Source organism: Vreelandella sp. ssv (assembly GCF_059448525.1).
In genome coordinates this window covers 2,418,844-2,445,114 of the sequence record NZ_CM182545.1, presented here as the reverse complement: position 1 = coordinate 2,445,114, position 26,271 = coordinate 2,418,844, and the positions used below count along the sequence as shown (strand labels likewise).

Sequence of the window (26,271 nt, the reverse complement as noted above, 5' to 3'; positions counted from 1 at the left end):
AATATGTCTGACATTTTAATCCGCGCATATCGAAACGTGCGTGCCACTTGTAATGATAATGAGGTGAGTCAATATGCACGCGTTGACCCTGGCGTCCTTCCTGTTCTTTACAGGACTTGTCGCCTTTATCACTTGGCGTATCACCCGCAGAGATGATCACTCAAGCACCAGCGGCTACTTTCTGGCAGGCCGCACGCTAACCTTTCCATTGATTGCCGGCTCGTTGCTGATGACCAACCTTTCTACCGAGCAAATGGTAGGGTTGAACGGGGCAGCCTTTGCCGATGGTTTAAGTGTAATGGCCTGGGAAGTGGTGGCGGTTATTGCGCTGGTAGCGCTGGCGCTGTTTTTCCTGCCGCGATTTTTGAAAAGTGGCATTGCCACGTTGCCACAGTTACTCGAAATACGTTTTGATAAAACCACTCAACTAATCACCAATATTATTTTCCTGATTGCCTACGCGGTAATTCTGCTGCCGATTATTCTCTATTCGGGCGCCATAGGTTTGCAGGGAATGCTTGATTTGCCGGGCTTAACCGGCATTGAGTCTTCCACTACGTTGCTATGGTTAACGGTGTGGATCGTTGGCATTATCGGCGCGGTATATGCCTTGTTTGGCGGGCTACGTACGGTTGCTGTCTCGGATACGCTGAACGGCGTCGGGCTGCTGATTGGTGGTTTTGTGATTGTCTACTTCGGCCTGCAGGCCGTGAGTGGCGGCACGGGTATTATGGAAGGTTGGAGCATCCTTAAAGAAAGCGACCCAGAAAAGCTTAATTCGATTGGCGGTGCTGATCAGCAGGTACCGTTCTTTACGCTGTTTACCGGCGTTTTCCTGATTAACCTGTTCTATTGGAGCACTAACCAGCAAATTATTCAGCGTACTTTTGCAGCCAAAAACCTTGCCGAAGGCCAGAAGGGCGTTCTACTGACCGGTCTTTTCAAACTGCTTGGACCGCTCTACCTCGTGTTACCCGGTATTATTGCTTATCACCTTTATGCCGATCAGGGCGTGCGCGCTGATGAAGCCTACGGCCACTTGGTGTTTAATGTCTTACCGCCCTATCTAACCGGGTTCTTTGCCGCGGTGATGGTGGGGGCGATTCTGTCGTCGTTTAACTCGGCGCTTAACAGCACCACCACGATTTTCAGCCTGGGCATCTATAAAGGAGTGCTCAACAAAGAGGCTACTGAAGCACAGGTGGTTAAATCGGGTAAGGTGTTTGGCTGGATCATGGCCATCATCACAATGATTATCGCGCCGCTGCTGGCCGGTCAGGAGAGTCTGTTTGGCTACTTGCAGAAGATGAACGCGATCTACTTTATTCCAATTCTGGCCGTGGTGCTGGTTGGTCTGCTGACCAAACGTGTTCCGCCCATGGCGGCTAAAATTGCCCTAGTGGGCGGCTGTTTATTGATTGCTGCCGGTTACTTTGTGCCGCCCTTTACGCTGCTGCCCCAGATCATGCACGAATTCCACTTTGTGGCGTTGGTTTTTGTGTTGCTGGTCGTCGTGATGCTGATGATCGGCAAGCTTCGCCCGCGTCAAACGGATTGGGTTCAGGAGTACAGTGGCGATGTGGATCTAACACCCTGGAAAGGCGCCGTTCCCGCCGGTGTCGTGCTGGTAGTATTGGTTATCGTTATGTATATAAGCTTCGCTGGCTAATGGCCACCTAGAATGACCAGGAGGTGAATTCGTAACCACAAGGCCCCGCTAGCATTAACTAGCGGGGCCTTGTGGTTTAGGTAGCTCACTGATGATGTTAAGTGAGGCGCAGTGGCGGTTCAGCTAGCCCAGCGATACCGAGTTCGGCTACATAAAGCGAGCCTGCAGTAGGTTGCTGAGCTAGCTGCTCAGCACTGAATCCCTCTTGTGCCGTGGTGATATACAGCGTTTTCAGATCAGGGCCTGCAAACGCCGGGCAAGAGGGCTGGCTAACCGGCAGCTCAACGCGACCCATAATTTCGCCATCGTGATTTAAACGCACGACCTGTCCAGCTCCCCATAGGGCCAGCCAAAGACAGCCTTCGCTATCGACTACCGCGCCATCGGGATTACCCAGAGTAGAGGAGAAGTCGGCCCAGGGCTGGGGGTCACCAGTGGGCCAGCCGTCGTTATCCAGTGCCCAGCGCATCACGACGCCTGTGACGGTGTCGGTAAACCAGGCAAACTGGCCATCCTCAGAGAAACAGATAGCATTGGGAATCGTCAGGCCTGAGCGCAGTTGGGTAAGCTTGCCGCGGTGTAAGCGGTAGAGACTGCCAGCGCCTTGCTCGGCGGATTTCCCCATACTGGAAAGCCATAGGCTGCCATGACGATCCACGCGAGCATCATTGCTACGAGTAATGGGATTGTCAGCTTCGAAATCGCAAAATTTTTCCACACTGCCACTGGTGGGGTCGAAGTGGCTTAGGCGATCCTCACCGACTAGCAGCAGGCCACCTTCTTCAAGTGGCGCGGCAAGCGATACCCTGTGGTCAAGCTGATAATGGCCGCTTTCCCCGCTGGCGGGGGATAGCCAGTGCAGCTGCTTTTCAAGAATATCGCACCAATAAAGGCGCTGATGTATGGCGTCCCACTGCGGGCCTTCACCCAAGGTGCAGCGGCAATCGACCGCTAATTTGGCCTGCCACGTTGCAGCGCTGATGTCTGTATTCATTGTTGTTTGTTCTCCTTATTGTTCTCCGGCTAACCAGGCATCGACAAGGGCTTGAGCCTGCTTCCCTACCTGAGAAGCGCTTTGGCCGGGTTTGTATAGCGCGCTGCCCAGGCCTGCACCGTCAACCCCAGCCGCGCGCCATTCGGCGAAGTTATCGACGCCAGCACCGCCAACGGCATACAGAAGTGTGCCAGTTGGCAGCACCGCACGAACCGCTTTCATTCCTTCTAAACCTACCTGCACCGCGGGGAAGAGTTTAAGCCCTGTGGCACCTGCATCCAGCGCATCGAAGGCCTCTGAAGGGGTCACAATGCCCGGCCAGCTTGCCATACCCAACCGATGTGTCTCTTCAATCACCGCTGGGCGACAGTTAGGGGAGACGATTAAACGCCCCCCAGCAGCATGAACATCGCGTACCTGGGCGGGAGTGAGTACCGTGCCTGCACCAATCGCTGCGCGATCGCCAAATGCGTCTACCAAGCGGCGAATGCTCTCCAGCGGATTGGGTGAATTAAGTGGCACCTCAATCTGTGTGATCCCTGCGGCGAGCACCGCTTCCGCGATATCCACGGCCTCATCAGGCGTTACACCGCGTAAAATACCAATCAGGGGCAGTGACATAGCAAATTTCTCCAAGCTTAAATTATTTTAACGCGTGATGGGCGAGGCGCAGGCCAGCTAACACGGCTGTGTCGCCATCCACATGCTGTGTTTGATAGCCGATAATATTGAGCGCCAACGTATAGCGCTGGCTAAGCGCTTGGTTGCCAATCAGCATGATTGGCTTATCGGTGGGGCACTCTCGGCACGCGCCAGCAAGCTCAAGGCCGATGGCGAGTCCGGAGAGCCTGGCCGCCAATACCGCAGCACGCATGTCGCCAGCAGGTAACCGACCATCGAGTAAATCTTGCGCGCGTAGGCCGAACAGGCGGCTACTAAAGACTTCTGGCGCTGTATTAATCTCACTGACTGCCGCAGTAAAGGCCTCACGGCAAGCCGGGTCGTTGAGGTCGTTACTGGCAGCAGAAGGTAATGAAACGGAATGTTTTAGCACCGATTGATTGGCTAATAGCTGATACAGCTCACCGGTTAAATAGGTCGTGAACTGAGTAACGCTACCCGCTTCAAGGGTAGCCCACTTAGCGTGGGTGCCGGGCAAACAGGCAAGGCCAGAAAAATCGGGGGCGTTGGCGATGAGACCTGCCAACTGGGTCTCTTCACCGCGCATCACATCAAAGTGGCTGGAAACACTGCGGGTTTGGCTTAAACCAGGCAGCAGATAAACACGCAGCCGATTGCCCGTAAGCGTCGGCGTCACCGCGCCCTGGCTGAGTTGATCAAGCCGCGTTGGCACCGGTAAATAGGCGGCTTCAAGCCAGCCCTGGCGGGCGCCTGCCATCCCACAAACCATCACATTCGTCAGGCCAGAGGCGGGCAACCAATCACCCACCAGCCTTAACAGCTCGGCTTCGTACTCGTTGGCCTTAAGCGCCAGCATGCCCTTATCGCTGTTGGCTTGGGCAATCACGTGGTCATGTTGATCCAGCCCCCAGGCACGAAGATTGCTGGAGCCCCAGTCAACGGCAATCCAGGTTAATCGATCTGCAATGACAGATGTTTCGCTCATCTCGGTTAATCCCATGGCTTACCACTCCGCAATAGAGCCATCTTCATGAGTCCAGACCGGGTTGCGCCAGCGGTGACCCACTTTGGCACGTTCCTCAACGAATTCTTCGTTGATCTCAACACCAAGGCCTGGGCCTTGGGGGATGGCGCAAAAGCCGTCTTCAATGGCGAGGGCGGATTTATCGACCAGGTAATCGAGGACGTCGTTGCCCTGGTTGTAGTGAATGCCCATGCTCTGTTCTTGGATAAAGGCGTTGTGGCTGACCGCATCCAGCTGTAAAGAGGCGGCCAGGGTTAACGGGCCGAGGGGGCAGTGGGGGGCTAAGGCGACATCATAAGCGGAGGCCAGGGCGGCGATTTTGAGACCTTCGCTGATGCCGCCGCAGTGGGAAATATCCGGCTGGATAATGTCGATCATGCCGTCGGCCAGCAAATCGCGGAACTGGAAGCGGGTATGCAGCCGCTCGCCAGTCGCCAATGGGTAGCCCAAACCACCGGCGATATCTTTCAAGCAGGGCAGATGTTCGGGGGCGACCGGCTCTTCCACAAACATGGGGTGGAAGGGTTCCAGCTCACGCAGCAGCGCTTTGGCCATGGGGCGGTGCACGCGGCCATGAAAGTCGATGCCGATGCCTACATCTGGTCCAACGGCGTTGCGGGCTTCGGCTACCCGGGCGACGGCTTCATCGACCTTGCGATGTGAATCGACGATTTGCATCTCGGGGGTGCCGTTCATTTTAAAAGCCGTGAAGCCTTTTTCGACCAGCGCTTTAGCGCCAGCTCCCACATCGCTTGGGCGGTCGCCACCGGTCCAGGCATACATGCGCATTTTGTCGCGCACGGCACCGCCTAACAGCTGGTGAACGGGCACACCCAGATCACGACCTTTAAGATCCCACAGCGCCTGGTCAATACCGGCAATCGCACTCATCAGAATAGGGCCACCACGATAAAAACCGGCGCGATACATGATGTTCCAAAGATGCTCAATGCGGTGTGGGTCTTGGCCGATCAAGTAGTCAGAAAGCTCGTGCACGGCGGCTTCAACGGTTGCCGCGCGGCCTTCAATCACGGGTTCACCCCAGCCGTAGCAGCCTTCGTCAGTCTCTATTTTAAGGAACAGCCAACGCGGAGGAACTTGCCAGGTCTTGAGTTTGGTAATTTTCATGTTCGGTCATCCTTCTGAATAGGAGGTATTCATTGCGTATTTGTCAGCTGACGATGCCAAGGTCGATAGCAGTCCTGCGCAGCACTTCTCTTGCGGCGGATTCTGCGGCGCTGGCATCGCGGTTGCGGATCGCGTCAAGCACCTGGCGGTGGCGCGTGAGACTGTCGTCTAAGGTGCCAGTGCGGTGTTGCGAGCGGTGTATCAGCGCCATGATCGAAGGGCGCAGTAAGTGGCCCATTTGCCGCCAGACTAAATTGTGGCTGGCCCGGTAGGTGGCGTCGTGAAAGGCGACGTCGTACTCGGCATGCTCAGCACGGACTTCCACACTGCCTGCGGTGCGCTCCATGCCCGCAAAGGCGCTCTCCAGACGTTCTATGTCTTCAGCCTGGGCTGCCTGGGCGGCAAGCCCTGCGACCACCGGTTCAGCAGAAAAACGAAAGGCGTAAATGGCCCTTACCAGCTGCGGATCAAGATCTACTAGCCCGGTCATCCATTCGCTCATCAGCGGGTCGAGTAGATGCCAATCGCCCATCTCGCGAACCAGCGTGCCACGGCCCGCGGTGCGCTCTAATAGCCCTGCAGCGGTGAGGCTGGTGAGTGCGTTACGCACTTGGTTCCGGCTAACGGCAAAGTGTTTGCCGATATCCAGCTCACGGGGGAAAACATCACCTGGCTGCCAATGGCCTGCCAGCAGAGCCTGGGCGAGCAAACGGGCTAACTGTTCAGCGCCACCCTGGTGGGGCGGCAGAGCGTCCAGCGTCATCTGTAATCTCTTGTTCTTTATTGGATGAATTCTAGTCTATTAAATGTCTGACATTTAAACAAGTCGTGACATGTTGGTCTCCATTTAAGTCTGTCATTACTACGTCATTTATCCACGCTAACGTATTTGAATAACTAACGGAGAACATCATGCGGAAAAAACTATTACTTACTTCTCTAGCGTGCATTGCTGCTTTGACATCCACGGCTCAGGCTGAGTCTTTAGGCGGATTGGGGTTTTCTGACACCACGCCCATTGCCCATAACATGAACTCAACCGATGAGTTCACTATTGTGGGTGATGTCGACTTGATGTCTATAGATGCCATCAATGCCGATGGTTCGGTAAGAGCCATTGTTGAAATACCAACGGGCACATCGGCGAAATGGGAAGTCAGTAAGGATGATCCCAAAGCGGTTTATTGGGAGTATAAAGACGGTGAGCCGCGCGTTGTGAATTACCTGGGCTACCCCGGTAATTATGGCGCTATTCCAGGCACTGCTCTGCCAAAAGAGTTGGGCGGTGACGGCGACCCACTCGATGTGATTGTTTTGGGCCAAGCTGTTCCACGTGGTGAAATTGTCGACGTGAAGGTTATTGGTGTTCTGAAAATGCTGGATGATGGGGAGCAAGACGACAAGCTAATTGCTGTTCTCACCCAGGATTCACCTTTTGCACATATTGAAAGCATGACGCAGCTGGATAGCGAGTACCCAGGTGTTAGTCAGATCATTGATCTGTGGTTTGCCAGTTACAAAGGGCCGGATGGCGGTATGGAAGGTCTAGGGTTTGAAGATGCGGAAGTGGCAAGGGAGGTGTTAGAAGCTGCCGCTGAAAACTTCGTGGCGACGCAATAATGGCCAAATTGCAGTAATTGGAAGTAGAACCTTTTAGCTGATCGTTGCTACTACCTAACTAACATCGGTGACCGCCCAGGCGGTCACCGAATTTGATAGCCATTAAGTGTTTCGAAGTGCTTCAATATCCCCTCGCGTTGGCAGCGCTGCATAAGCGCCTGGCCGAGTAACGGCATGGGCGCCGCAGCGGCAGGCGGTATCCACCGCACGGTGGAGAAAATCAGCATCGCTCTGCCAGTTTTCATTGATGCCATGGGCCGAGAGCTCCGCTAGCAGTCCGCCAATAAAGGCGTCGCCTCCCGCGGTGGTATCCACCGCCTCTACTTTGGGTGGCGCAATTCGCTGGTCGATACCGACACCTTTGAGTACGACGTCATTGGGGCCGTCAGTAAGCAAAATAACTTTTACCCCGGCCGCCAGCCGCTCTGATAGCCACGATTCTGCAGGATGATCGGCGCGCAAGTAGTCGAGCTCTTCCATTGACAGCTTGAGCAGCTCAGCGCCGTCCAGCAGTTGTGTAACTAAGTTGGCATCCGCTTCGCCATTGGGCCACAGGTTGTGGCGTAGGTTGGCATCGACACTGACCAGGCAGCCTGCGCGCTTGGCCATGGTGGCCATCGCCAGGGTAACGTCGGCGATCTCTGGGTCGGTCAGACTGTTACTGCACAGGTGCAGAATGGCAGGGTTCTCGAATACGCCATGGGGTAAATGTTCAAGGCGATAAAGCAGATCAGCGGCGGGCGGACGGTAAAAATCAAAAGTACGCTCGCCAGCTTCATCACGGGAAACAAACGCCAGCGCCGTGCGCGACTGTTTAGTGAACACAACGCCGCTGGTGTCCACGCCGTGACTTTCGAGTTCACGTACCAGGAAGTGTCCAAAGGTGTCGTCGCCCACCATGCCTAAAAATTGACTCGGTACTCCCAGGCGAGCGCAGGCGACTGCCACGTTAGCGGGAGCGCCACCGGCGTAGGGCGTAAAGGTTTCCTGGGCATCCGTAGCCGCCCCTAAACGGCTGGAGAGCATATCGACCAGGGCTTCGCCAAACGCGATAACTGGCGTCATAAGTGGCTCCTTAGTGTCATTAACGTAATAGTTGTTTTATACCGCGTCGATTTTATAGAAATAGCCTTATGCCACGCAGTGGCCACGGGCAGCTTCAAGCAATTCATACCACACTTCCCTGGGCAGCGTGGCAGGGCCTTCGAGCATGTCGCTGACTCGCTCAGGCTTAACGCTGCCAATCACCGGTACCGGCGAGCTGGGAAGACTACGCAGCCATCCCAGCGCTAAAGCGCTGGGTGAGCTATCAAGCTCCGTCGCCCACTTAGCCAAACAGGCGCCAATGTCGCCTTGCATCAGTTGCCCGCCTGCCAGTGGCGACCACGCCATCGGTGCGTGGCCATCGGCACATAGCTCATCAAAGCTGCCGTCAAACAGCGGCGTTGTATGGGCAATCGAGAGTTCGATCTGGTTGGCTGATAAGCGGTGATGCATGGCGCCTTGCAAGCGCCGCCACTGGCTGGGTAGATGGTTGGAAACCCCTGCCGCGCCAATTTTGCCTGCTTCAATGGCATCGTCCAGAGCGCGACCGGTCGCTTCCGCGTCCATCAAGAGATCGGGACGGTGTATCAAAAAATGATCGAGGCGTTCGACATTTAACCGCGCCAGCGAGGCATCAATGGCGCTATTAAGATAAGCAGGGCTGGCGTTGTAGTGCTTTACCTTGCCTGAGCCGGGTTCGGGGTTGTCGTTGGCGATACTTGCTTTGGTCACGATATTGACCCGCTGAGCCAGGGCAGGGCGCGCTCGTAGCGCGGCGCCAAAAAGCGTCTCTCCTTGGCCGTTGCCGTAGATGTCAGCATGGTCAAACCAGTTAAGACCCTGTTCCAGGCGTGCTTTGATCCAGTCTGCCAACACTTCGGGGTCGTGCATGGCGGGTGATTCGTGCAGACGCATCATGCCGAGAAGAAACGGCACGTCAAAGGTGGCGGCGGGCATAGCAGGTTCCATATTGATATTGTTAGGAATGTTATTAAAAAATGTTGTTAGAAAACTTCTTCGTTATGCAGTGCTTCGGCGGCACCTAGCAGGCCGGTCCAGGGTGCGGTCACTACCCATACGGGGATATCAGCGTTATAAGCGCCCATACGGCCTTTATCGACAAAAGCAGCGCGCAGCTCACTTTTCGGCAGCCACTCCAGCAAGCGGGGAAGAATGCCACCACATAGATAAACCCCACCCCTTGCACCCATGGTCAGGGTGGCATCGCCACACACATCGCCAAGAATTTTTAGAAAGCGCAGCAGGGCAGCGGTGGCAAGGCTATCGCCTTCATTAGCCGCTGAAGTCACCTCTGCAGGGCTGTTGAGGCTTGGCTTGATTCCCTCAAGAGTGCAGTGGGCTTGGTAAAGCTCCAGTAAGCCTTGACCGCACAAGATGCGTTCTACGCTCACCCGTTTGTGACGCTGCAGAAATACATCCAGCAGTGCCCGCTCGGTACTATCCGTGGGGGCAAAGGTGACGTGACCGCCTTCGGTGGGCAGCGGAATCCAGGCGTGTTGCCCAGGAAACACCCCGGCAACGCCCAACCCGGTGCCTGGGCCAATAATTAAGCGTGTGGAGTGCGCCTGGGTTTGACCCGGTTGAACCTCGATCAAATCACTGGCTGCCACATGGGGAACGCCCAGCGCCTGGGCGGTAAAGTCGTTGATCACTTTGAATAGCGATAGATTCAACGATTGCTGAACATCACTTTTCAAAAAATCCCAGTGGTTGTTGGTCATTTTGACCCGCTCGGCGTGAACAGGGCAGGCGAAGGCTAGGCACGCTTCTTGAGGTGCGTTTTCACCGGTGGCACCCACACGGTTCAAGTAGTCTTGAACCGCTTCTACAACACCAGGGTAGTCGGCGCAGGGTAGGTTCAAAATATCGTATGGGGTTGTTTCACCGGGAGAGACCAACGCCAAGCGAGCGTTGGTTCCCCCTATATCGCCGATGAGCGCCGGTCGCATCAGGCATCCTCTTCTGAGATTTGCCCCTGCTGACGGGCGAGATCATCGGCTTCAAAGCCACCGAAGACTCCAGCGCCTTCTTCGCCGCGCATGGCCAGGTGGCGGAAGCCACCAAACAGTTCACGACCCAAGCCCACGTGGTAGTGATCCAGGTTGCCGATGGCCAGTTCCCGCTTAGCCCAGGTGGCGGGGTCGACTTTGGCTTCGAGCGTACCCGCGTTGGCATCCAGGCGTATAATATCGCCATCGCGCAGTTTGGCCAGCGGGCCGCCGTCCAGGGCTTCGGGGCTCATGTGAATGGACGCAGGTACTTTGCCTGATGCACCTGACATGCGGCCATCGGTAACCAGTGCCACTTTAAAGCCACGATCCTGTAGCACGCCCAAGAAGGGGGTTAGCTTATGCAGCTCGGGCATGCCGTTGGCTTTGGGGCCCTGGAAGCGAACTACCACAATCACGTCGCGATCCAGCTCGCCGGATTCGAAGGAGGCCTTCATTTCGTTTTGATCTTCGAAGATCTTCACGGGCGCTTCTACCACGCGATGCTCTTCCGTCACCGCAGAGACTTTGATCACACCGCGGCCCAGGTTGCCTTTCATGACGGTCAAGCCACCTGTCGGTGCAAAGGGTGTGGCGACGGGGCGCAGCACGTCTTCATCAAGACTTTTTTCGGGGCCTTCATGCCAGACGACTTTGCCATCTTCCAGGAACGGTTCCTGGGTGTAAGCGGTTAGGTCAGTGCCAAACACGGTGGGGATATCGCCGTGGATCAAGCCCGCGCCCAACAACTCCCGGAACAGGTAACTCATGCCGCCCGCGGCTTGGAAGTGGTTGATATCCGCTTGGCCGTTGGGGTAAACCTGCATCAGGCTGGGAGTAACCGCCGAAAGGTCGGTGAAGTCATCCCAGTTCAGGGTAATGCCCGCAGCGGCGGCCATGGCGATCAGGTGCATCGTGTGGTTGGTTGAACCACCGGAAGCCAGCAAGCCCACCACGGCGTTAACAATCGCGCGCTCATCAATCTGTTTAAAGAACGGGCGGTAGTCGCCGCCGGGTTCGGTGTTACGTATAGCCTGCTCTGTGGCGTAGCGGGTCAGTGCTTCGCGCATTTCGGTGCCAGGGTTTACAAAAGAAGTGCCGGGCAGGTGTAGGCCCATCACCTCCATCATTAGCTGGTTGGAGTTGGCGGTGCCGTAAAAGGTGCAGGTGCCGGGGCTGTGGTAGGACTCCGACTCAGCTTCAAGCAGCTCGGCGCGGCCCACTTTACCTTCTGCGTAGAGTTGGCGGACGCGCGCCTTCTCTTTGTTCGGCAGACCGCTGGGCATTGGGCCCGCGGGGACAAACATGGCGGGCAGATGACCAAAGCGTGCGGCAGCGATGAATAGGCCTGGAATTATCTTGTCGCATACACCCAGGTAAAGGGCAGCATCAAACATATTGTGTGATAGGCCAACGGCTGCGGACATGGCAATCACATCGCGAGAAAACAGCGATAGCTCCATGCCCGGCTGGCCTTGCGTCACACCGTCGCACATGGCGGGCACGCCACCAGCAAACTGGGCGGTTGAGCCCATGGCACTGGCGGCTGCTTTAATCGTTTCAGGAAACGTCTCAAACGGCTGGTGCGCCGAGAGCATATCGTTGTAAGACGAGATAATGCCCAGGTTGGCGCTGTTCATCAGCTTGAGTTCGTTTTTATCACGCGGGTTGCAGGCAGCGAAGCCGTGGGCCAGGTTGCCGCAGCTTAGCTCAGCACGGTGCACGCCACGTTTGTGCTGGTCAGCCATGCGCCGCTCGTAGAGGGCGCGACGCTCAGCAGAACGCTCACGAATGCGCTGGGTAACCTCAGCAACGGTGGGGTTTAAAGTGGCGGGTGTTGAGCTCGGCATAGGGACCTCTGCATGATAGAGACGGTGAGTAAATATTGTAGTTATTTTACATTTTTTAGCGTCGAATAAAGAGACTTTACGGCAATAAAAACCACATTTGTAGTTTTATTACCCGAATGTAGGGTGGCAGATACGCCACGCTAAATACGCAAATGAATGCTTAACATCCTGACAGGGTGGAAGACCCACTAAGGAAATAGCAAGTATAGCACCCAGGCTTTTGCTACCCTTTTGGGCGCTGAATTTGATTGTTTGATGACTACTCACTGAGCCGGAGCCTACATGCACGCCATTGTTGACCACATACAGTCAGTTGATTCCCATGCGGGTGAACAAGCGCGATGCTATCTGGATACGCTCACAAAGCCGCCAGGCAGCTTGGGCGCTTTGGAGGATTTAGCCATCCAATTGAGCTCCATCACCGGTGAGCTCAATCCCAGCGTGACGCCGCCTGCCGTTATTGTATTTGCCGGGGATCATGGCGTGGCGGCTGAAGGTGTCTCCGCGTTTCCACAAGAAGTGACGGCGCAGATGGTGGCCAACTTTGCCAGCGGCGGGGCGGCGATTAATGTCTTTGCTCGGCAGATCAATGCGCTTGTTGAGATAGTCGATGTTGGCGTGGCTTCGACGATAACACTCACGGGTGTGACCTCCGCCAACGTTCGCCATGGCACGGCAAACATGGTGGATGAGGACGCAATGCAAGCGGCGGAAGCCAGTGAGGCTATTAATGTGGGCGTGGCGGCCGTGGAACGAGCAAAAAGGGCAGGTGCAAAGTGCCTCATCGTTGGTGAGATGGGCATTGCCAATACCACTGCCAGCAGCGCGATCTTAGCGGTACTGACGGGTGAGTCGGTGGCAAGCGTGGTAGGTGCGGGCACTGGGATTAACCCACAACAGCAGGCGCACAAAGTCGCGGTAATTGAGCGTGCTATCGCTGCGCGCAACGCTGACCCACTGGCTCCTTTAGAAGTGCTTGCCAAGCTAGGCGGCCTGGAGATTGCCGCGATGACGGGCGCGTATTTGGCAGCAGCGGCTCAGCGTTTACCCGCCATTGTGGATGGCTTTATTGCCACCGTCGCCGCGCTGACCGCCTGCCGAATCTGCCCGGCAGTGCGTGGCTATCTAATATTTGGCCACCGCTCCCAGGAGCCCGGCCACGATGTTGCGTTAAAAGCATTGAAGGCCAAGCCGCTGCTCGATATGGGCATGCGGCTAGGGGAAGGCAGCGGTGCTGCGCTGGCATACCCTTTGGTGCAAGCAGCGGCAGCTATGATGGCAGAAATGGCCACGTTCTCCGATGCCGGTGTGAGTGATAAAGCTGCCCTATGACCACGTTGGAAACGCTTCCCTTTAGCCAGCCATTAACGCTCTCGCAAAGCGAGCAGTGTCTGGCGATAACCTCTCCGTTACCGCTGCGCACTCTGAGCAGCGCCCTGATAGGCGATGGTTTTGGCAGCAGGCGGCACTTTGCCAACTTTCATGTTGATTTCCGGTACGATGGGCGCGCTCCCAAGGCGGATCTTAGTGGCTGGTTGATTGCACAGGGGCTGCCTCCCTCATCCGTTGGCATGATGACAGCAGTGCGTTTAAGCAACGCCTCCATCGTCAGCATGCCATTGGCACAGTTAGACCGTGGCGTTATGGCGCTGGTGACGGCGGGGGTGGGCAATGCGGTGGATATCACCGCGCTTCACTCACAATATCCCCGTTTAGTAGCAGGCACTATCAACGTTTTTGTATTTGTCGATGCCCACCTAACCGATGGTGCGCTAGTGAATGCGTGCCTGTCGATTACAGAGGCCAAGGTTAAGGCGCTCAATAAGGCTGGCGTTATCGATACCTTTAGCGGGACAGCGGCTACCGGCACGTCGACGGATTGTGTTTGTGTGGCAGCCACCCAGCGTGGAGAACTGACTCCCTACGCAGGTTCAGGAACGGTTCTTGGTCGAGCGATTGGAAGGGCGGTGTATCAAGCAACGTTGAACTCGCTAGCCAGCGCTAATGAGAGGGCTCTATGAATATGCCTTTCGCGCTATCAAGTATCGTCATGGTGTTGCTTGCGATAGCGATCGATTTAGTGGTTGGCGATCCGCGCTCGATACCGCATCCGGTGGTGCTCACCGGGCGGTTTATCAGCAGCTTTGAGCGGCTATGGAATCGCGGTACGGCGCAGCAGCGTAGAGTCAGTGGTTTTCTGCTAACGATTATTGTTGCTGGCGGCGTATGGGGAGTTAGTTGGCTGCTGCTCTTGGTGCTAACCCAGTTGCATCCAGGTTTGGCGCTGATCGCAGAACTTTGGCTACTCTCCACCACGCTTGCGATTAAAGGTCTGGGCGATGCGGCTCGCGCCGTCGTTGCGCCACTGGCCAAAGGTGATTTGCCTACCGCACGCCAAGCGCTGGCGATGATTGTCGGGCGCGATACCCAACACTTAGACGCAGCAGAGATCACCCGAGGTACGGTGGAAACCGTGGCTGAAAACACCGTCGATGGCATTACCGCACCGCTGTTTTTTGCCCTGATAGGCGGGGCGCCTTTAGCCCTGGCGTACAAGGCGGTGAACACCCTGGATTCGATGGTCGGCTATAAAAACCAGCGCTTCACTGACTTTGGTTTTGCCTCAGCGAAGCTGGACGATGTAGCCAACTGGATACCGGCACGCTTAACGGCGCTGTGTTTATGGCTCGCAGGTTTGTTACTCAATGCGTCAGGCGTATTGAGCTTGCGCTGGCGAGGTGCACTTAGAGGTACCTGCCAGGATGCGCCGCGCCACCCGAGCCCCAACGCCGGTTGGCCGGAGGCCATGGTAGCTCACTTGCTCGGGGTGCAACTGGGCGGCACCAATGTCTATCAGGGCGTGGCATCCCATCGTGCCACCCTGGGCGAACCGCTTGAAGAACTTGAGGTTACGCATATCAGTGCCACACTTCGATTAATGCACGGCGCTTGGGGGCTGTTTTTGCTGCTATCAGTGGGCATGATCGCTGGGCTAATATTCACTCTGCAGGGGCGTCTATGAGTACACTTGTATGGCCCAAGCATGGCGGCCAATCCGAAGGACTGCTTGCCCATTTTGAGTTGCCCGCCGATCACCGCCTGGAAGATTTTAGCGCCAACCTCAATCCGCTGGGGCCGCCCGCATGGGTTCGCGATTGGCTAACGCGGCAGCTAGCGGGCCTTGATCATTACCCATCGCCAGATTATTCCGCTGCTCGTCAGGCCATCGCCGCCCATCACCAGCTTCAGCCCGAACAGGTGTTGCTGACGAATGGCGGCGCTGAAGCTATTTTTCTAGCCGCTGCACTGCATGCCGGTCAACGGGCGACGATCATTACCCCGAGCTTTGGTGAGTATGCCCGCGCCTGTCGCGCCCATCGGCTTTCGATCAACGAGATTCCGCTGTCTTCACTGGATTTCAGTCTGGATATTGACGCGCTGCTGACGGCGTTAAGCGACACCGATGTGCTGTTTCTATGCCGACCCAATAATCCTACCGCGACGCTTATCGACTCCTCGACCATGGTGGTCTTGCTAGAGCGGGCCGCTGCTCTGAATTGCCGTGTGGTGGTCGATGAGGCCTTTATCGATATGGTCGATAACACCCAAGGCGAGACTTCGCTCACATCGTTATTGGCGCGCTATCCGCCCCTGATCTTGCTGCGCTCGATGACCAAATTTTATACCTTGCCGGGTCTCCGACTGGGCTACCTGTTGGCAGATGCCGCCACGGTTCAAGCGGCACAGGCCCATCAACCGCCCTGGAGCGTTAATCACCTGGCGGCGGAATTGGTGGCACCATTGCTGGAAGATGATGCCTTTGCCCGTCGCACTCAGCGGTGGTTGGCCAGCGAGCGTCCGCGTATGACTCAAGCGCTTACTGAGTTGGGTTTAGAGGTGGTACCCAGCCAGGCGTGTTTTTTTCTAATTCGTCCTAGCCCTAAACATGCAATGACCAGCGATGCGCTGTTTGAGCGGCTGCTGCGCCGAGGCATGCTGGTGCGCCATACCCACAATTTTGCCGGGCTCAATGGCGAATGGCTCCGGGTGGCGCTGCGCGATGCGCCTGCTAATCAGCGGTTGATCAACATGCTGAAAAAGGTGCTGAATGATTGTCTTCATTAGCGGTGGTGCGCGTTCGGGTAAAAGCGATGTCGCCGAGCAGCAGGTAGTCAATGCAGCGGGCAGTTCGCCCTGTTACTACTTAGCCACCGCAGACGTATACGACACCGAAATGGCTGCACGCGTCGCTCGTCATCGTCAATCCAGACAAGAGGAGTGGCAGGGCGCTCAATGGCAAACGCTGGAGGAGCCCCTTGCCATTGATCAAGCGCTGGCTAAAGTGCCAAGTGGGAGCGCCGTGCTGCTGGATTGCCTAACGCTCTGGGCCAGCCAAGTGCTGTATGCCAGTGCGCTAAGCGAGGAGGAGGGTTTGGCGTTGCTGGCAAGTGCACTTGCTAATGCCCGAGCGCGCGGCCTCTATCTAGTCATGGTCTCCAATGATATCAACGAAGCGCTCCCGCCCACGGATGCTGAAACCTGGCGCTATCTGGCATTTCTTCAACGCGTTCACCGCTGGCTGTCAGCAGAGGCAGACTCGGTGCTTGAAGTGGTTGCGGGATGCGTCATCGAGTGGAAGTCCGCAAAGGCATTTCGTTAATGAAGGAGCTGTCGATTTGAAAAAAGCCCTGTTCGGTCTTCTGCTTGCGCTGCAGTTCCTTACCCGCGTGCCTATTCCAATAGCCGTTCCCTGGACACCTGATACCCGGCGCTGGGCAGTACGCGCCTATCCGTTCGTGGGGCTATTGATTGGCACCGTGCTGGCGCTGGTCGCGCTTGGAATGCACAAAGTTCCAGCGCCGATCACTGCGCTGACATTGCTAAGCATTTGGGTGGCAATATCGGGGGGGCTGCATTTAGACGGCGTCATGGATATCGCCGATGCGTTGGGCAGTAATCAGCCTTTAGTGCGCCGTTGGGAAATCATAAAAGACCCGCAAATCGGCAGCTTTGGTATGTTGGCGCTGGTGTTTTTGTTAGCTTGGAAGGCCGTACTGTTGTGGGCATTACTGGCTTATCACGCCCCCTGGTGGTGGCTATTCGTCGTTCCCGCGCTAGGGCGCTGGGCAGGTGTGGCGTTACTGGTGCTGACTCCCTGCGCCCAGCAGAAAGGTTTGGCGTGGAGCTGGCAACAGTCGCTTATCGGCCAGGATGTGGCGCTTGCGTTGGTGCCGATCGTGCTGATAGCACTGCTAGCGCCCGCGATAGTGTTGATGATGCTAATGGTGACTGTTTTTGTGTTACTAATGCGCTGGCTAATGCTGCGACTGTTTAACGGAATTAACGGCGATATGGTAGGCGCCACCATCGAAGGGGGAGAGCTTTGGCTACTGATCTTACTGTGGAGCTGGTGGCCGTTCGCCACGGTATCACCGCTTGGAATTTAGAGCGCCGTTATCAAGGCCAGCAGGATATTCCGCTGCTGTTTCCCGATGCCGAAGCTGGGCTTCTAGAACTGCGTGACACACTGGCGGAGGAGCGCTTTGATGCCATCTATTCAAGCGATCTTAACCGCTGCCAGCAAACCCTGGCGTGGGCAGACGCTGCCAAGGGTGGCGTGCCGCTCGCCCTTGAGCCACGCTTGCGCGAGCTCGATTTTGGCGAGTACGAAGGCAAGGTTTACGACGAGCTAAAAGACTTACCCCATTACCGTGCCTGGATTGATAGCGTAGGCGAGCTGCAAATTCCCGGTGGCGAATCGGCGGCTCAGCTGCGCGAGCGTCTGGATGCCTGGCTTTATGATCTGGCAACGAATGCTCGTGCTGATGGCCACAAAAAAATCTTGGCTGTCACCCACGGCGGTGTGATCCGCGAGCTACGTCGCCGTTTTGAGACAATTCACTTCTGGGACGGTACCGTGCTTCAGGCCCAAGGCAGGCGCTGGCAGCTTACTTATCAGCAAGACGAACATGGCAAAGGGGAATGGCAATGCAGCTCTTCATCGGCGGTGCCTCCGCTGGCAAACGCAACGCTGTAGCCGCACGCTTTCCTTCGGCAAGTTGGTACCGGCTTGATGGGGGGCAATCACTCAGCGATAGCCAGCAGGCGATAGTCGCCAATACACCGCTGGTGATTACCGGCGTACTTGAGTGGCTTGGCGCAGCCCTTGAACGTGCGGATAACGATGCCCTGCGCCAGCAGTGGCAGCGCGACATGGCAACAATCTGCCAGCGTGCCGATGCGCTTGATGCTGTGTTAATCATCATTGTCAGCGAAGTCGGCCGTGGAATTGTGCCCATGCAGCCAGAACAGCGTCGCCTGCGCGATCTCAACGGCTGGTTCACCCAAGACGCCACTGCCCAGGCCAGCCATGTGTGGTATGTGCGCCATGGGTTGGTGATGGCGCTCAAATAGCCCATCAACTGCTTGTTGGCTGGCTTGTACCGCGCTCCAATTGCCCCCTGTTTCAATTGACCTCCCTTTGGCAAGTTGCTAGTTTACGCCCACTCTCAGGTGCTAGCGGTTAAACAGCCGCTAGTGAAACGGGAAGTTGGTGAACGCTTTGCGTGATTCCAACGCTGCCCCCGCAACGGTGATCGAGATAAGAACGGCTAATACGCCACTGTGCTCACGCACGGGAAGGTGGTCGTTCGGAAAAGAGTGGCTCTGTTCTTGCTAGAGGCGCCTTTCGCTCGTCAGCCCGGAGACCGGCCCGAGAGTAACGGTTCAATCGAACCGATACATGCCGAGACGCGGTGGGCGCTCTCAGGGCAGTGAACCATAGCGCAATGCTACGGTGACGCCCTTGTTGTGCCCTTCGCTCGGTCAAAAAAACTGCGTTGTGCGGGTGAGCACGACGAGCAAGGGATCTCACATGAACCACCTTTTCCACACTACCGCCAAACGGGCGGCGTTTGTCATGGCCGCGCTACCGCTGGCCGTGCATGCTCAGTCCAACGAGCAGAACCCAGTCGCCACTTCCGCTGATGCTAACCTTAATCCCGTAGTGGTGACCGCGGCACTTGCCCCGCGTACCGCTAATGAAAGCCTCTCTTCAGTCACAGTGTTGGATGAAGCCACTTTTCGACGCCAAGACCCGGTAAGTATTACCGACCTTTTCCGTGGGCAGCCAGGCGTGGATGTCTCCTCGAATGGCAGCTTTGGTAAAAACAGCAGCGTTTATATTCGTGGCACGGGCAGTAGTCAAAATGTGCTGTTAATCGACGGCATTCGCTTGCGTTCTGCTACCAGTGGTGGCGCTGCCTGGTCGTATCTCGATCCGCGTATGTTTGACCGTGCTGAAATCGTGCGTGGCCCCCGCGGCAGCCTTTACGGTGCCGATGCGATTGGTGGTGTCATTCAGCTCTTCACGCCTGACGGTGACGAAGAGGGCCCGCAACCCAGTATTTCAGTCGGCGGTGGTTCATTTAATACTCAGCGCTTAAGCGCCGGCATCAGCGGTCGGGAAGGGGGCACCCGTTACAGCTTTGCCGGTAGTCACTTTTCTACCGACGGCCAGCCCATTCGCCGCGACGGTGACGACAAGGGGTACGATAATACATCTGCTCTGGCACGGGTTTCTCACACCTTCGATTCCGGGGCAGAAATGGGGGTGCTGGCGCTACGTGCCCGCGGTAACAACGAATACGACGGTGGCGAAAACGACTTTGTTCAGCAAGTGGCCGGTGTGTATGGCGAGCTGCCGCTCACCGACTATTGGCGTAGCCGTATCACGTTAAGCGAGTCACGCGATGAGAGCGATAATTTTGCCGATTCGGGTGCGTCCGTGTTCAATACCAAAGTGCATACAGCACGCTGGGAAAACACCTTTACGTCCGGCGCCCATGAGCTGGTGGCCGGGGCTGAATACAGCCAGGACAAGGTCGACAGCAGTGTCGATTACGATGAAACCAGTCGCAGCAATGCCGCGGTATTTTCACAGGCCCTGCTGAATTTTTCCCCTGTCGTTTTGCAGGCCAGCCTTAGGTTCGACGATAACGAATCTTATGGGGAAGAAGTAACGGGCAGCCTAGGGGTAGGTTACGAGCTGGACGGCTACCACACACTACGAGCCAACTATGGTACCGCTTTCAATGCACCGACCTACAATCAGCTTTACTACCCAGGTTTCGGTAATCCGGACCTCGAAGCTGAAACGTCTGAAACGTTGGAAGTTGGTGTGCGTGGCCAATACGCCTACTGGTTCTGGGACGCGGCTCTCTACCAAACCGATATCGATAATTTGATTACCGGGCAAGGTATTCAGTCCAATGTGCCTACATCACGAATCCGCGGTGCTGAACTTTCCAGCGGCGTTGAAATAGCTGACTGGACCCTGGCCGCTGCACTGACCTATACCGACCCCGAAAACCGATTGACTGGTCATCGCTTGCAAAACCGTGCAACGCAGAGCGTGCGTTTCGATATAGACCGTGAGCTTGGGGATTGGTCCCTGGGAGGCTCTTGGATTGCACAAAACCACCGCTACCGCGACGCCGAGAATGACGATCGCCTAAGTGGCTACGGTCTTGTTAATTTAAGGGCTGGCTGGCAATTTGCCCCGCTATGGAGTGCGCGCGTGACGGTTGAAAATGCGCTGGATCAAGACTACATTACCACCCGTTCGTTTGATGGTGCCGATTATATCAACGCTGGCCGAGCAGGGTTTTTGAGTGTCCATTTTGGCCAATAGAAAAAGTAGTTTAGCGCGCGGGGCCTTGGGCCTCGTGCTGTTGTTACTGGCGTCTGTTTCCCACGCCCACGATCACTCGCGCTGCGCAGTGGATGATCGTGACCGTGAGGTCTGCCTGTATAATGCTGCTCAGCGAATTGCCACGCTCTCGCCAGGTGCAACCGAACTGACCTATGCGGCTGGCGCGGGGGATCAGGTAGTCGCCGTTGTCTCGTATAGCGACTATCCGCCGGAAGCCAAACAAGTGGCATCGGTGGGTAGCCATACCCGGATCGATTTAGAAAAGCTGGTGGGCTTGGCGCCGGATTTAGTGATTGGGTGGGTAACCGGCAACCCCGCTGAACAGCTTGAAACCCTCGAAGCCTTGGGCATGCCGGTGTTCTATATAGAGCCTCGCGATATGGATGGCGTGGCCAGCGCCATCGAGCGCTTGGCGCGGCTGGCAGGAACGGAAGCGGCCGGTCAGGCGGTGGCCGATAATTTCCGTACTACCATGAATGCCCTGGAAGAGCGCTATCGAGACCGCGAGCCGGTAGCGACGTTCTATCAAGTGTGGGATGAGCCATTAATGAGCGTTAACGACCAGCACCTGATTGGCCAAGTGGTGGAGATTTGTGGTGGTGAAAATGTGTTTGGCGAGCAAGCCCGGCTTGTGCCGCGTATCGACGATGAAGCCGTGTTGGCAGCCAATCCCGAAGCGATTGTGGCCGGTGGCATGGGCGAAGAGAATCGCCACTGGCTGACCCACTGGGAGCAGTACGCCAACTTGAAAGCAGTTGCGGTAGGTAATCTCTTCTTTGTGCCGCCTTCACTGATTCAGCGGCCCACACCGCGACTGATGGAGGGCACTGAGCTCCTCTGTGAAAAGCTCGAAATCGCCCGTCAAAAACGTGAGCGCAGCTAATGCTCGCGCGCCTGGGTCTGCCGCTTAGTCTGCTACTTCTAGCGGCGTTGGCTTCGCTGATTATCGCCATTGGGGTCGGCAGCGCGCAGATTTCGCCCGCGCAAATTTGGGACTTATTGCAAGGCGAAGGCGATGCACTGGCGCGGACCATGGTGATGGAACTGCGCTTACCCAGGGCGCTATCGGCGTTTGCCGTGGGCGGTTTGTTGGCGGTAGCCGGTGCGCTAATGCAGGTGCTATTGCGTAACCCACTTGCGGATCCATACGTGCTTGGCCTTTCCGGCGGCGCTTCCATAGGCGCATTGGCGGCCATGCTGGGTGGCTTAGGCGGGCTGGCGATTTCAGGGTCGGCATTTGGCGGCGCGCTGCTATCGACGTTTTTAGTCTTTGGTTTGGCCCACGGCAGCGGCGGCTGGACGCCTTCACGACTGCTGCTCACCGGCGTCGTCGTCGCGGCGGGGTGGGGCGCAGTGATTACGCTGATGCTGGCGTTGAGCCCCGCCGAGCGCCTGCCGGGCATGCTCTACTGGCTGATGGGCGATCTTTCCTATTCGCGCACGCCCTGGCCGCCGCTACTGCTGTTACTGGCCACCTGCGTGGTGTTGATTCCGCTTGGGCGTAGCCTGAATGTACTGGCCCGTGGCCCGCAGCAAGCCGCCGCCCTGGGCGTGGCGGTTCGGCCGCTGGAGTGGTGTATCTACGTTGCCGCTAGTTTACTGACTGCTGCTGCAGTCACCACCGCAGGCAGCATTGGGTTTGTCGGGTTAGTGGTGCCGCATATGCTGCGTCTGCTGCTAGGCAATGACCAGCGGCTGATACTGCCCGCCTGCGCATTAGCGGGCGGCACGTTGTTAGTGTTGGCCGATACCCTGGCGCGCACCATGATCGCTCCGGAACAGCTGCCCGTTGGGGTCATCACCGCGCTATTGGGCGTGCCCACCTTCCTGTTCCTGCTCTACCGGAGCCGCTGATGAGCGTACTGGCTACCCGTGATCTCATCATCGATGTACCCGGCCGCGCAGGCGGTACGCCCCTTAATATCACCATCGAACCAGGGCAAGTGTGGGGCGTACTAGGGCCTAACGGCGCGGGTAAAACGACGCTATTGCACACCCTGGCCGGGCTTCATGCGCCGCGTTCAGGCAGCGTACAGCTCAACGACGCCGCGCTTGGTCAGCTGCGCCGCCGCCACGTTGCTCAGCGATTGGGATTGGTGTTTCAAGACCGTCAGGATGGCTTTCCCGCGACCGTGCTGGAAACCGCGTTGATCGGTCGTCATCCCTATCTTTCTCCGTGGCAGATGGAGGGCGCCGATGACTACGCCCGCGCGGAAGCTGCCCTTGAGCGCTTGGATGTAGCGCACCTGAGCGGCCGCTTAGTGAGCACACTGTCCGGCGGTGAGCGCCAGAGGGTGGCGATTGCCACCATCCTCACGCAGGCACCCAATGTGTGGCTGGCAGATGAACCGACTAACCACCTGGACCTACATCATCAGAGTGCCGTGATGGCGCTAATGGCAGACCAGGCCGCCCAGGGTCAGGCGGTCATCATGTGTTTGCACGACCTAAACCTGGCTGCCCGCTGGTGCGACCACGTGTTGCTGCTGTATCCCAACGGCGAGGCGTGCTGGGGCCCGCGAGATAGCATGCTGGTGCCCAGCGCGCTGGAAAGTCTCTACCGCCAAAAGCTAGCGGTGGTAGAGGTGGATGGCGCGCCGGTGTTTGTGCCGATAAAGGGATAATGCCTACTGCGCCAGTTCATCCCGCCAGGCGTGGCGGGGTGCGAAGCCGACCAGGCGACGGGCTTTTTCGATATTGTAGAAGGTCTCGAATTCGCCCATTTCGCGCTTGATGGGCACACCCGAGTAGAAGCGCTCGATCACTTGGGCGTTGGTCAGACTAACCGAGAGATCGTCATTGGCGACGTTGAACACTTCATAGCCCAGGCCATCCGTTTTCAGACAGCAATCGACCATCTGGCCCAAGTCGCGGGCGTCGATGTAGGCGAAGATATTGCGGCGACGCAGGGCGGGGTCGTCTATGTAGGCCGGAAAATCCTGGCGGTACTCGTGGGGCTCGATAACGTTGTTGATGCGCAGGCCGTAGATGTCGATGCCTGAACGCGCCTGAAAGGAGCGTGCGGTTACTTCGTTAACCACCTTGCTCATGGCGTAGCTATCTTGAGGCACGGTGGGATGCTCTTCATCGACAGGGAGGTAGTCCGGTTTCTTCTCGCCATCGGCGAAACAGACGCCGTAGGTGGTCTCGCTAGAAGCGAAAATGATTTTGGGAATGCCCAGCTTGGTGGCGGCATCAAGAATGTTGTAGGTGCTCAGCGTATTGATGCGGTAGGTCTCATTATCCGGCCGGTGCAAGATGGCGGGAATAGCGGCGAAATGCACAATCGCATCGTAACGCGGCACGCCGGTGCCTGGCTCAAGCTCGTCGAACCCGGCGTAGGCATGGCACGCATTGAATACCTGCCCGGCATCGGTCAGGTCGGTTTTCAGGGTGGTGATGCCGGGCACGTCAGACGTCACCCAATCCAGATTGGTGATGCGGTGACCTTGATCGCGAAGATAAGCGGTGGCATGGCGGCCAGCCTTGCCACTGCCGCCAGTAAATAGAATACGCATGCGGTAACCCCGGTTGATGAAACGAAGCGGAAAATAGAATCAAACGAAGACCTTCACCTTAGCAAAGAAAGGTTCGACCCGCCGACACTCAGCCCTGATCGCATGAAAATTGCTTAACCAACAACCGTTAAAAGGATCGTTATGTTTCAGGGCAAAGCACACGCGGCGTTAATCAGCGCACCCGGCTCTGGCCAGGGCAAATCAATGGTTACCGCAGCGCTGGCAAGGCTGCACCGCAATGCAGGGCTTACCGTGCGGGTGTTCAAACACGGCCCCGATTACCTTGATCCCATGATTCAGGAAGTGGCCTCCGGCCAGCCGGTGTATCAGCTTCATCCCTGGATGACCGGCGAAGAGGAGTGCCGCTGGCGCCTGGCCGAAGCCGCCCAGGAAGCAGATGTCATTCTGGTCGAAGGCTCCATGGGATTGTTTGATGGCTCGCCCTCCAGCGCCGACTTGGCGATCTTGGCAGGTATTCCCGCACTGCCGGTGATTGATGCCTGGGGCATGGCACAAACCTTTGGTGCGGTGGCGCAGGGCCTGGCCAACTACCATCCCGACCTCGCCATTCATGAAGTGATTGCCAACCGCGTCGGCAGCCCCGGCCACGGCAAGCTCCTCGCCGACAGCATGCCGGAAGGCATTGCGCTACTGGGAGCCATTCCCCGCAATGAGGCAATGAAAATCCCTGATCGCCATTTGGGCTTAGTGCAGGCCAGCGAGCTAAGCGGCCTGGATGCGCAGCTTGATGCCGCCGCCGAGGTACTGAGAGAAGCGGGTTTAGACCGCTTGCCCAAGCTGGTCACGCTTAGCGCGGAGTCGCCAGCGCCGGTGCCGGATTACCTGAATGGCGTGCGCATTGCGATTGCCCGAGACGACGCCTTTGCGTTTATCTACCGCGCCAATGTCGACGTGCTGCGCGCCATGGGCGCAGAGGTGAGCTTCTTTTCACCGCTTACAGATCACCAGTTACCCGAGTGCGACGCGCTTTGGTTGCCGGGTGGCTACCCCGAGCTTAACGCAGCGCGGCTGAGCGCCAACCACGACATGTTCGAGGCGATTCGCGCCCATCACCGCGCGGGCAAACCGATACTCGCCGAATGCGGCGGCCTGATGGCCTGCGTTGAGCAATTGGTGGATGGCGAAGGCGAAAGCCACGCGATGCTTGGGCTACTTAATGGCACTGCGAAAATGGCCGGTAAACTCACCGCGCTAGGGCTGCAAAGCCTGCACGCCGGGGCAGGTGAGCTGCGCGGCCATACCTATCACCACTCGTTGCTTGAAACCGCGATGACGCCGCTGGCGCGCACGCGCAAACTGGCTGGTAGCGAAGCCGAGCCTATTTACCGTGAGGGCGCGCTGGTCGCGAGCTACTTCCACGGCTACTTTCCCTCTGCGCCCAAGATGGTCGCGGATATTTTTACCGGTCAGCCGATTAGCATCAATAATGGCTAACGAAGTCTGTGGAAGATTTTTCCATAAAATTGAACTGCGCTATGCTGTCTGCCTTTCATACCTGAATTTAACTCAGCAGGAGAACACTATGAGCTTTTACGTCTACCTATCCGGCGAGATTCACACTGATTGGCGCGAAGAGATTCAGCGCGGCGCTGACGCAGCGGGCCTGGATATCGTGTTTACCGCCCCGGTAACGGACCACGCTGCCTCTGACGCCGCCGGCGACCACCTGGGTAAACCGGAGAATGGATTCTGGCGTGATCACCAGTCATCCAAGGTTAACGCCATTCGCACCCGCACCATGATCGAGCAGGCCGACCTCGTTGTCGTTCGTTTTGGCGACCAGTACAAGCAGTGGAACGCGGCTTTTGATGCAGGCTACTGCGCCGCATTGGCCAAGCCCTACATCACGCTTCACAGCGAAGACATCGTTCACCCGCTGAAAGAAGTCGACGCGCAAGCCCAAGCCTGGTGCACCACGACCGATCAGGTGGTTGAGACGTTGCGCTACGTACTATAAAGCCTGACCTTAAACAAAGAGTTTAATAGAGAGCTTAATAGAGAGCTTAATAGAGAGCTTAATAGAGAGCTTAATAGAGAGC

26 protein-coding genes and 1 riboswitch are annotated in these 26,271 nt (G+C 56.9%); of the genes, 16 read left to right on the top strand and 10 right to left on the bottom strand.

Annotated features, from left to right (window positions below; genetic code table 11):
- Positions 1 to 73 precede the first annotated feature (73 nt).
- Positions 74 to 1,669 carry a solute:sodium symporter family transporter gene (locus AC5TBW_RS11245; RefSeq protein WP_495508660.1) on the top strand — a complete coding sequence of 532 codons (1,596 nt, stop codon included), beginning with the start codon at positions 74 to 76 and terminating at the stop codon, positions 1,667 to 1,669.
- A 97-nt stretch (positions 1,670 to 1,766) separates the two neighbouring features.
- Here AC5TBW_RS11245 and AC5TBW_RS11240 read toward each other — a convergent pair whose 3' ends face one another.
- The 5 genes from AC5TBW_RS11240 to AC5TBW_RS11220 are packed head-to-tail and all read right to left on the bottom strand — an operon-like array spanning position 1,767 to position 6,220.
- Positions 1,767 to 2,663 carry an SMP-30/gluconolactonase/LRE family protein gene (locus tag AC5TBW_RS11240; RefSeq protein WP_495508659.1) on the bottom strand — a complete coding sequence of 299 codons (897 nt, stop codon included), beginning with the start codon at positions 2,661 to 2,663 and terminating at the stop codon, positions 1,767 to 1,769.
- A gap of 15 nt (positions 2,664 to 2,678) precedes the next feature.
- On the bottom strand, positions 2,679 to 3,284 hold the full coding sequence (locus tag AC5TBW_RS11235) for a 2-dehydro-3-deoxy-6-phosphogalactonate aldolase (RefSeq protein ID WP_495508658.1): 606 nt from the start codon (positions 3,282 to 3,284) through the stop codon (positions 2,679 to 2,681).
- Positions 3,285 to 3,306: 22 nt separating this feature from the next.
- The gene (locus AC5TBW_RS11230) at positions 3,307 to 4,290 is read right to left on the bottom strand and encodes a 2-dehydro-3-deoxygalactonokinase (protein WP_495508657.1); all 984 of its coding nucleotides are present in this window, start codon (positions 4,288 to 4,290) and stop codon (positions 3,307 to 3,309) included.
- An 18-nt stretch (positions 4,291 to 4,308) separates the two neighbouring features.
- A complete protein-coding gene (gene dgoD, locus AC5TBW_RS11225) occupies positions 4,309 to 5,457 on the bottom strand; it encodes a galactonate dehydratase (protein WP_027957639.1) in 1,149 nt (382 codons plus the stop codon).
- A 43-nt stretch (positions 5,458 to 5,500) separates the two neighbouring features.
- Entirely contained in the window at positions 5,501 to 6,220 is a 720-nt protein-coding gene (locus tag AC5TBW_RS11220) for a FadR/GntR family transcriptional regulator (protein WP_495508656.1), read from the bottom strand.
- Positions 6,221 to 6,369: 149 nt separating this feature from the next.
- Between AC5TBW_RS11220 and AC5TBW_RS11215 the strand changes: the two genes are divergently transcribed.
- Entirely contained in the window at positions 6,370 to 7,077 is a 708-nt protein-coding gene (locus AC5TBW_RS11215) for an inorganic diphosphatase (RefSeq protein WP_495508655.1), read from the top strand.
- A 102-nt stretch (positions 7,078 to 7,179) separates the two neighbouring features.
- Here AC5TBW_RS11215 and AC5TBW_RS11210 read toward each other — a convergent pair whose 3' ends face one another.
- The 4 genes from AC5TBW_RS11210 to edd all read right to left on the bottom strand — a co-directional run bounded on the left by AC5TBW_RS11210 (position 7,180) and on the right by edd (position 11,980).
- Positions 7,180 to 8,142, bottom strand: coding sequence for a carbohydrate kinase family protein (locus AC5TBW_RS11210; protein WP_495508654.1), 963 nt, complete (start codon positions 8,140 to 8,142; stop codon positions 7,180 to 7,182).
- A 66-nt stretch (positions 8,143 to 8,208) separates the two neighbouring features.
- Complete coding sequence (locus AC5TBW_RS11205) at positions 8,209 to 9,078, bottom strand: aldo/keto reductase (protein WP_495508653.1); 870 nt, start codon at positions 9,076 to 9,078, stop codon at positions 8,209 to 8,211.
- A 47-nt stretch (positions 9,079 to 9,125) separates the two neighbouring features.
- Positions 9,126 to 10,091 (bottom strand): glucokinase, encoded by a 966-nt coding sequence (gene glk / locus AC5TBW_RS11200; protein ID WP_495508652.1) that lies wholly within the window; start codon positions 10,089 to 10,091, stop codon positions 9,126 to 9,128.
- Positions 10,091 to 11,980 (bottom strand): phosphogluconate dehydratase, encoded by a 1,890-nt coding sequence (gene edd, locus AC5TBW_RS11195; protein WP_280103791.1) that lies wholly within the window; start codon positions 11,978 to 11,980, stop codon positions 10,091 to 10,093. Before edd ends, glk begins: the two co-directional genes overlap by 1 nt.
- 282 nt (positions 11,981 to 12,262) lie before the next feature.
- On the opposite strand from edd, the gene cobT reads away from it, so the two are divergent.
- The 12 genes from cobT (at position 12,263) to AC5TBW_RS11135 (ending at position 23,317) form a co-directional block, all read left to right on the top strand.
- Positions 12,263 to 13,312, top strand: coding sequence for a nicotinate-nucleotide--dimethylbenzimidazole phosphoribosyltransferase (cobT, locus tag AC5TBW_RS11190; protein WP_495508651.1), 1,050 nt, complete (start codon positions 12,263 to 12,265; stop codon positions 13,310 to 13,312).
- Positions 13,309 to 14,001 (top strand): adenosylcobinamide amidohydrolase, encoded by a 693-nt coding sequence (locus AC5TBW_RS11185; RefSeq protein WP_495508650.1) that lies wholly within the window; start codon positions 13,309 to 13,311, stop codon positions 13,999 to 14,001. Before cobT ends, AC5TBW_RS11185 begins: the two co-directional genes overlap by 4 nt.
- Positions 13,998 to 15,002 carry an adenosylcobinamide-phosphate synthase CbiB gene (cbiB, locus tag AC5TBW_RS11180; RefSeq protein ID WP_495508649.1) on the top strand — a complete coding sequence of 335 codons (1,005 nt, stop codon included), beginning with the start codon at positions 13,998 to 14,000 and terminating at the stop codon, positions 15,000 to 15,002. Before AC5TBW_RS11185 ends, cbiB begins: the two co-directional genes overlap by 4 nt.
- Complete coding sequence (gene cobD / locus AC5TBW_RS11175) at positions 14,999 to 16,105, top strand: threonine-phosphate decarboxylase CobD (RefSeq protein ID WP_495508648.1); 1,107 nt, start codon at positions 14,999 to 15,001, stop codon at positions 16,103 to 16,105. Before cbiB ends, cobD begins: the two co-directional genes overlap by 4 nt.
- On the top strand, positions 16,089 to 16,640 hold the full coding sequence (locus AC5TBW_RS11170; protein WP_495508647.1) for a bifunctional adenosylcobinamide kinase/adenosylcobinamide-phosphate guanylyltransferase: 552 nt from the start codon (positions 16,089 to 16,091) through the stop codon (positions 16,638 to 16,640). Before cobD ends, AC5TBW_RS11170 begins: the two co-directional genes overlap by 17 nt.
- 16 nt (positions 16,641 to 16,656) lie before the next feature.
- Positions 16,657 to 17,427 (top strand): adenosylcobinamide-GDP ribazoletransferase, encoded by a 771-nt coding sequence (gene cobS, locus AC5TBW_RS11165; protein WP_495508646.1) that lies wholly within the window; start codon positions 16,657 to 16,659, stop codon positions 17,425 to 17,427.
- Positions 17,364 to 18,017 carry a histidine phosphatase family protein gene (locus AC5TBW_RS11160; protein ID WP_495508645.1) on the top strand — a complete coding sequence of 218 codons (654 nt, stop codon included), beginning with the start codon at positions 17,364 to 17,366 and terminating at the stop codon, positions 18,015 to 18,017. Before cobS ends, AC5TBW_RS11160 begins: the two co-directional genes overlap by 64 nt.
- Positions 17,969 to 18,394, top strand: coding sequence for a bifunctional adenosylcobinamide kinase/adenosylcobinamide-phosphate guanylyltransferase (locus AC5TBW_RS11155; protein ID WP_495508644.1), 426 nt, complete (start codon positions 17,969 to 17,971; stop codon positions 18,392 to 18,394). Before AC5TBW_RS11160 ends, AC5TBW_RS11155 begins: the two co-directional genes overlap by 49 nt.
- Before the next feature lie 80 nt (positions 18,395 to 18,474).
- Positions 18,475 to 18,710: riboswitch (cobalamin riboswitch) on the top strand.
- Between the two features lie 144 nt (positions 18,711 to 18,854).
- A complete protein-coding gene (locus tag AC5TBW_RS11150) occupies positions 18,855 to 20,672 on the top strand; it encodes a TonB-dependent receptor domain-containing protein (protein ID WP_495508643.1) in 1,818 nt (605 codons plus the stop codon).
- A 34-nt stretch (positions 20,673 to 20,706) separates the two neighbouring features.
- The gene (locus tag AC5TBW_RS11145) at positions 20,707 to 21,576 is read left to right on the top strand and encodes a cobalamin-binding protein (RefSeq protein ID WP_495508642.1); all 870 of its coding nucleotides are present in this window, start codon (positions 20,707 to 20,709) and stop codon (positions 21,574 to 21,576) included.
- Positions 21,576 to 22,547 carry a FecCD family ABC transporter permease gene (locus AC5TBW_RS11140; protein ID WP_495508641.1) on the top strand — a complete coding sequence of 324 codons (972 nt, stop codon included), beginning with the start codon at positions 21,576 to 21,578 and terminating at the stop codon, positions 22,545 to 22,547. Before AC5TBW_RS11145 ends, AC5TBW_RS11140 begins: the two co-directional genes overlap by 1 nt.
- A complete protein-coding gene (locus AC5TBW_RS11135; RefSeq protein ID WP_495508640.1) occupies positions 22,547 to 23,317 on the top strand; it encodes an ABC transporter ATP-binding protein in 771 nt (256 codons plus the stop codon). Before AC5TBW_RS11140 ends, AC5TBW_RS11135 begins: the two co-directional genes overlap by 1 nt.
- Before the next feature lie 3 nt (positions 23,318 to 23,320).
- On the opposite strand, the gene AC5TBW_RS11130 is transcribed toward AC5TBW_RS11135, so the two are convergent.
- A complete protein-coding gene (locus AC5TBW_RS11130; RefSeq protein ID WP_495508639.1) occupies positions 23,321 to 24,211 on the bottom strand; it encodes an NAD-dependent epimerase/dehydratase family protein in 891 nt (296 codons plus the stop codon).
- Positions 24,212 to 24,352: 141 nt separating this feature from the next.
- Between AC5TBW_RS11130 and AC5TBW_RS11125 the strand changes: the two genes are divergently transcribed.
- Both AC5TBW_RS11125 and AC5TBW_RS11120 read left to right on the top strand, forming a co-directional pair.
- Positions 24,353 to 25,666: a cobyrinic acid a,c-diamide synthase CobB gene (locus AC5TBW_RS11125; RefSeq protein WP_495508638.1), complete on the top strand. Its 1,314-nt coding sequence runs from the start codon at positions 24,353 to 24,355 to the stop codon at positions 25,664 to 25,666.
- 88 nt (positions 25,667 to 25,754) lie between these two features.
- The gene (locus AC5TBW_RS11120; RefSeq protein WP_495508637.1) at positions 25,755 to 26,189 is read left to right on the top strand and encodes a YtoQ family protein; all 435 of its coding nucleotides are present in this window, start codon (positions 25,755 to 25,757) and stop codon (positions 26,187 to 26,189) included.
- Positions 26,190 to 26,271: the final 82 nt, after the last annotated feature.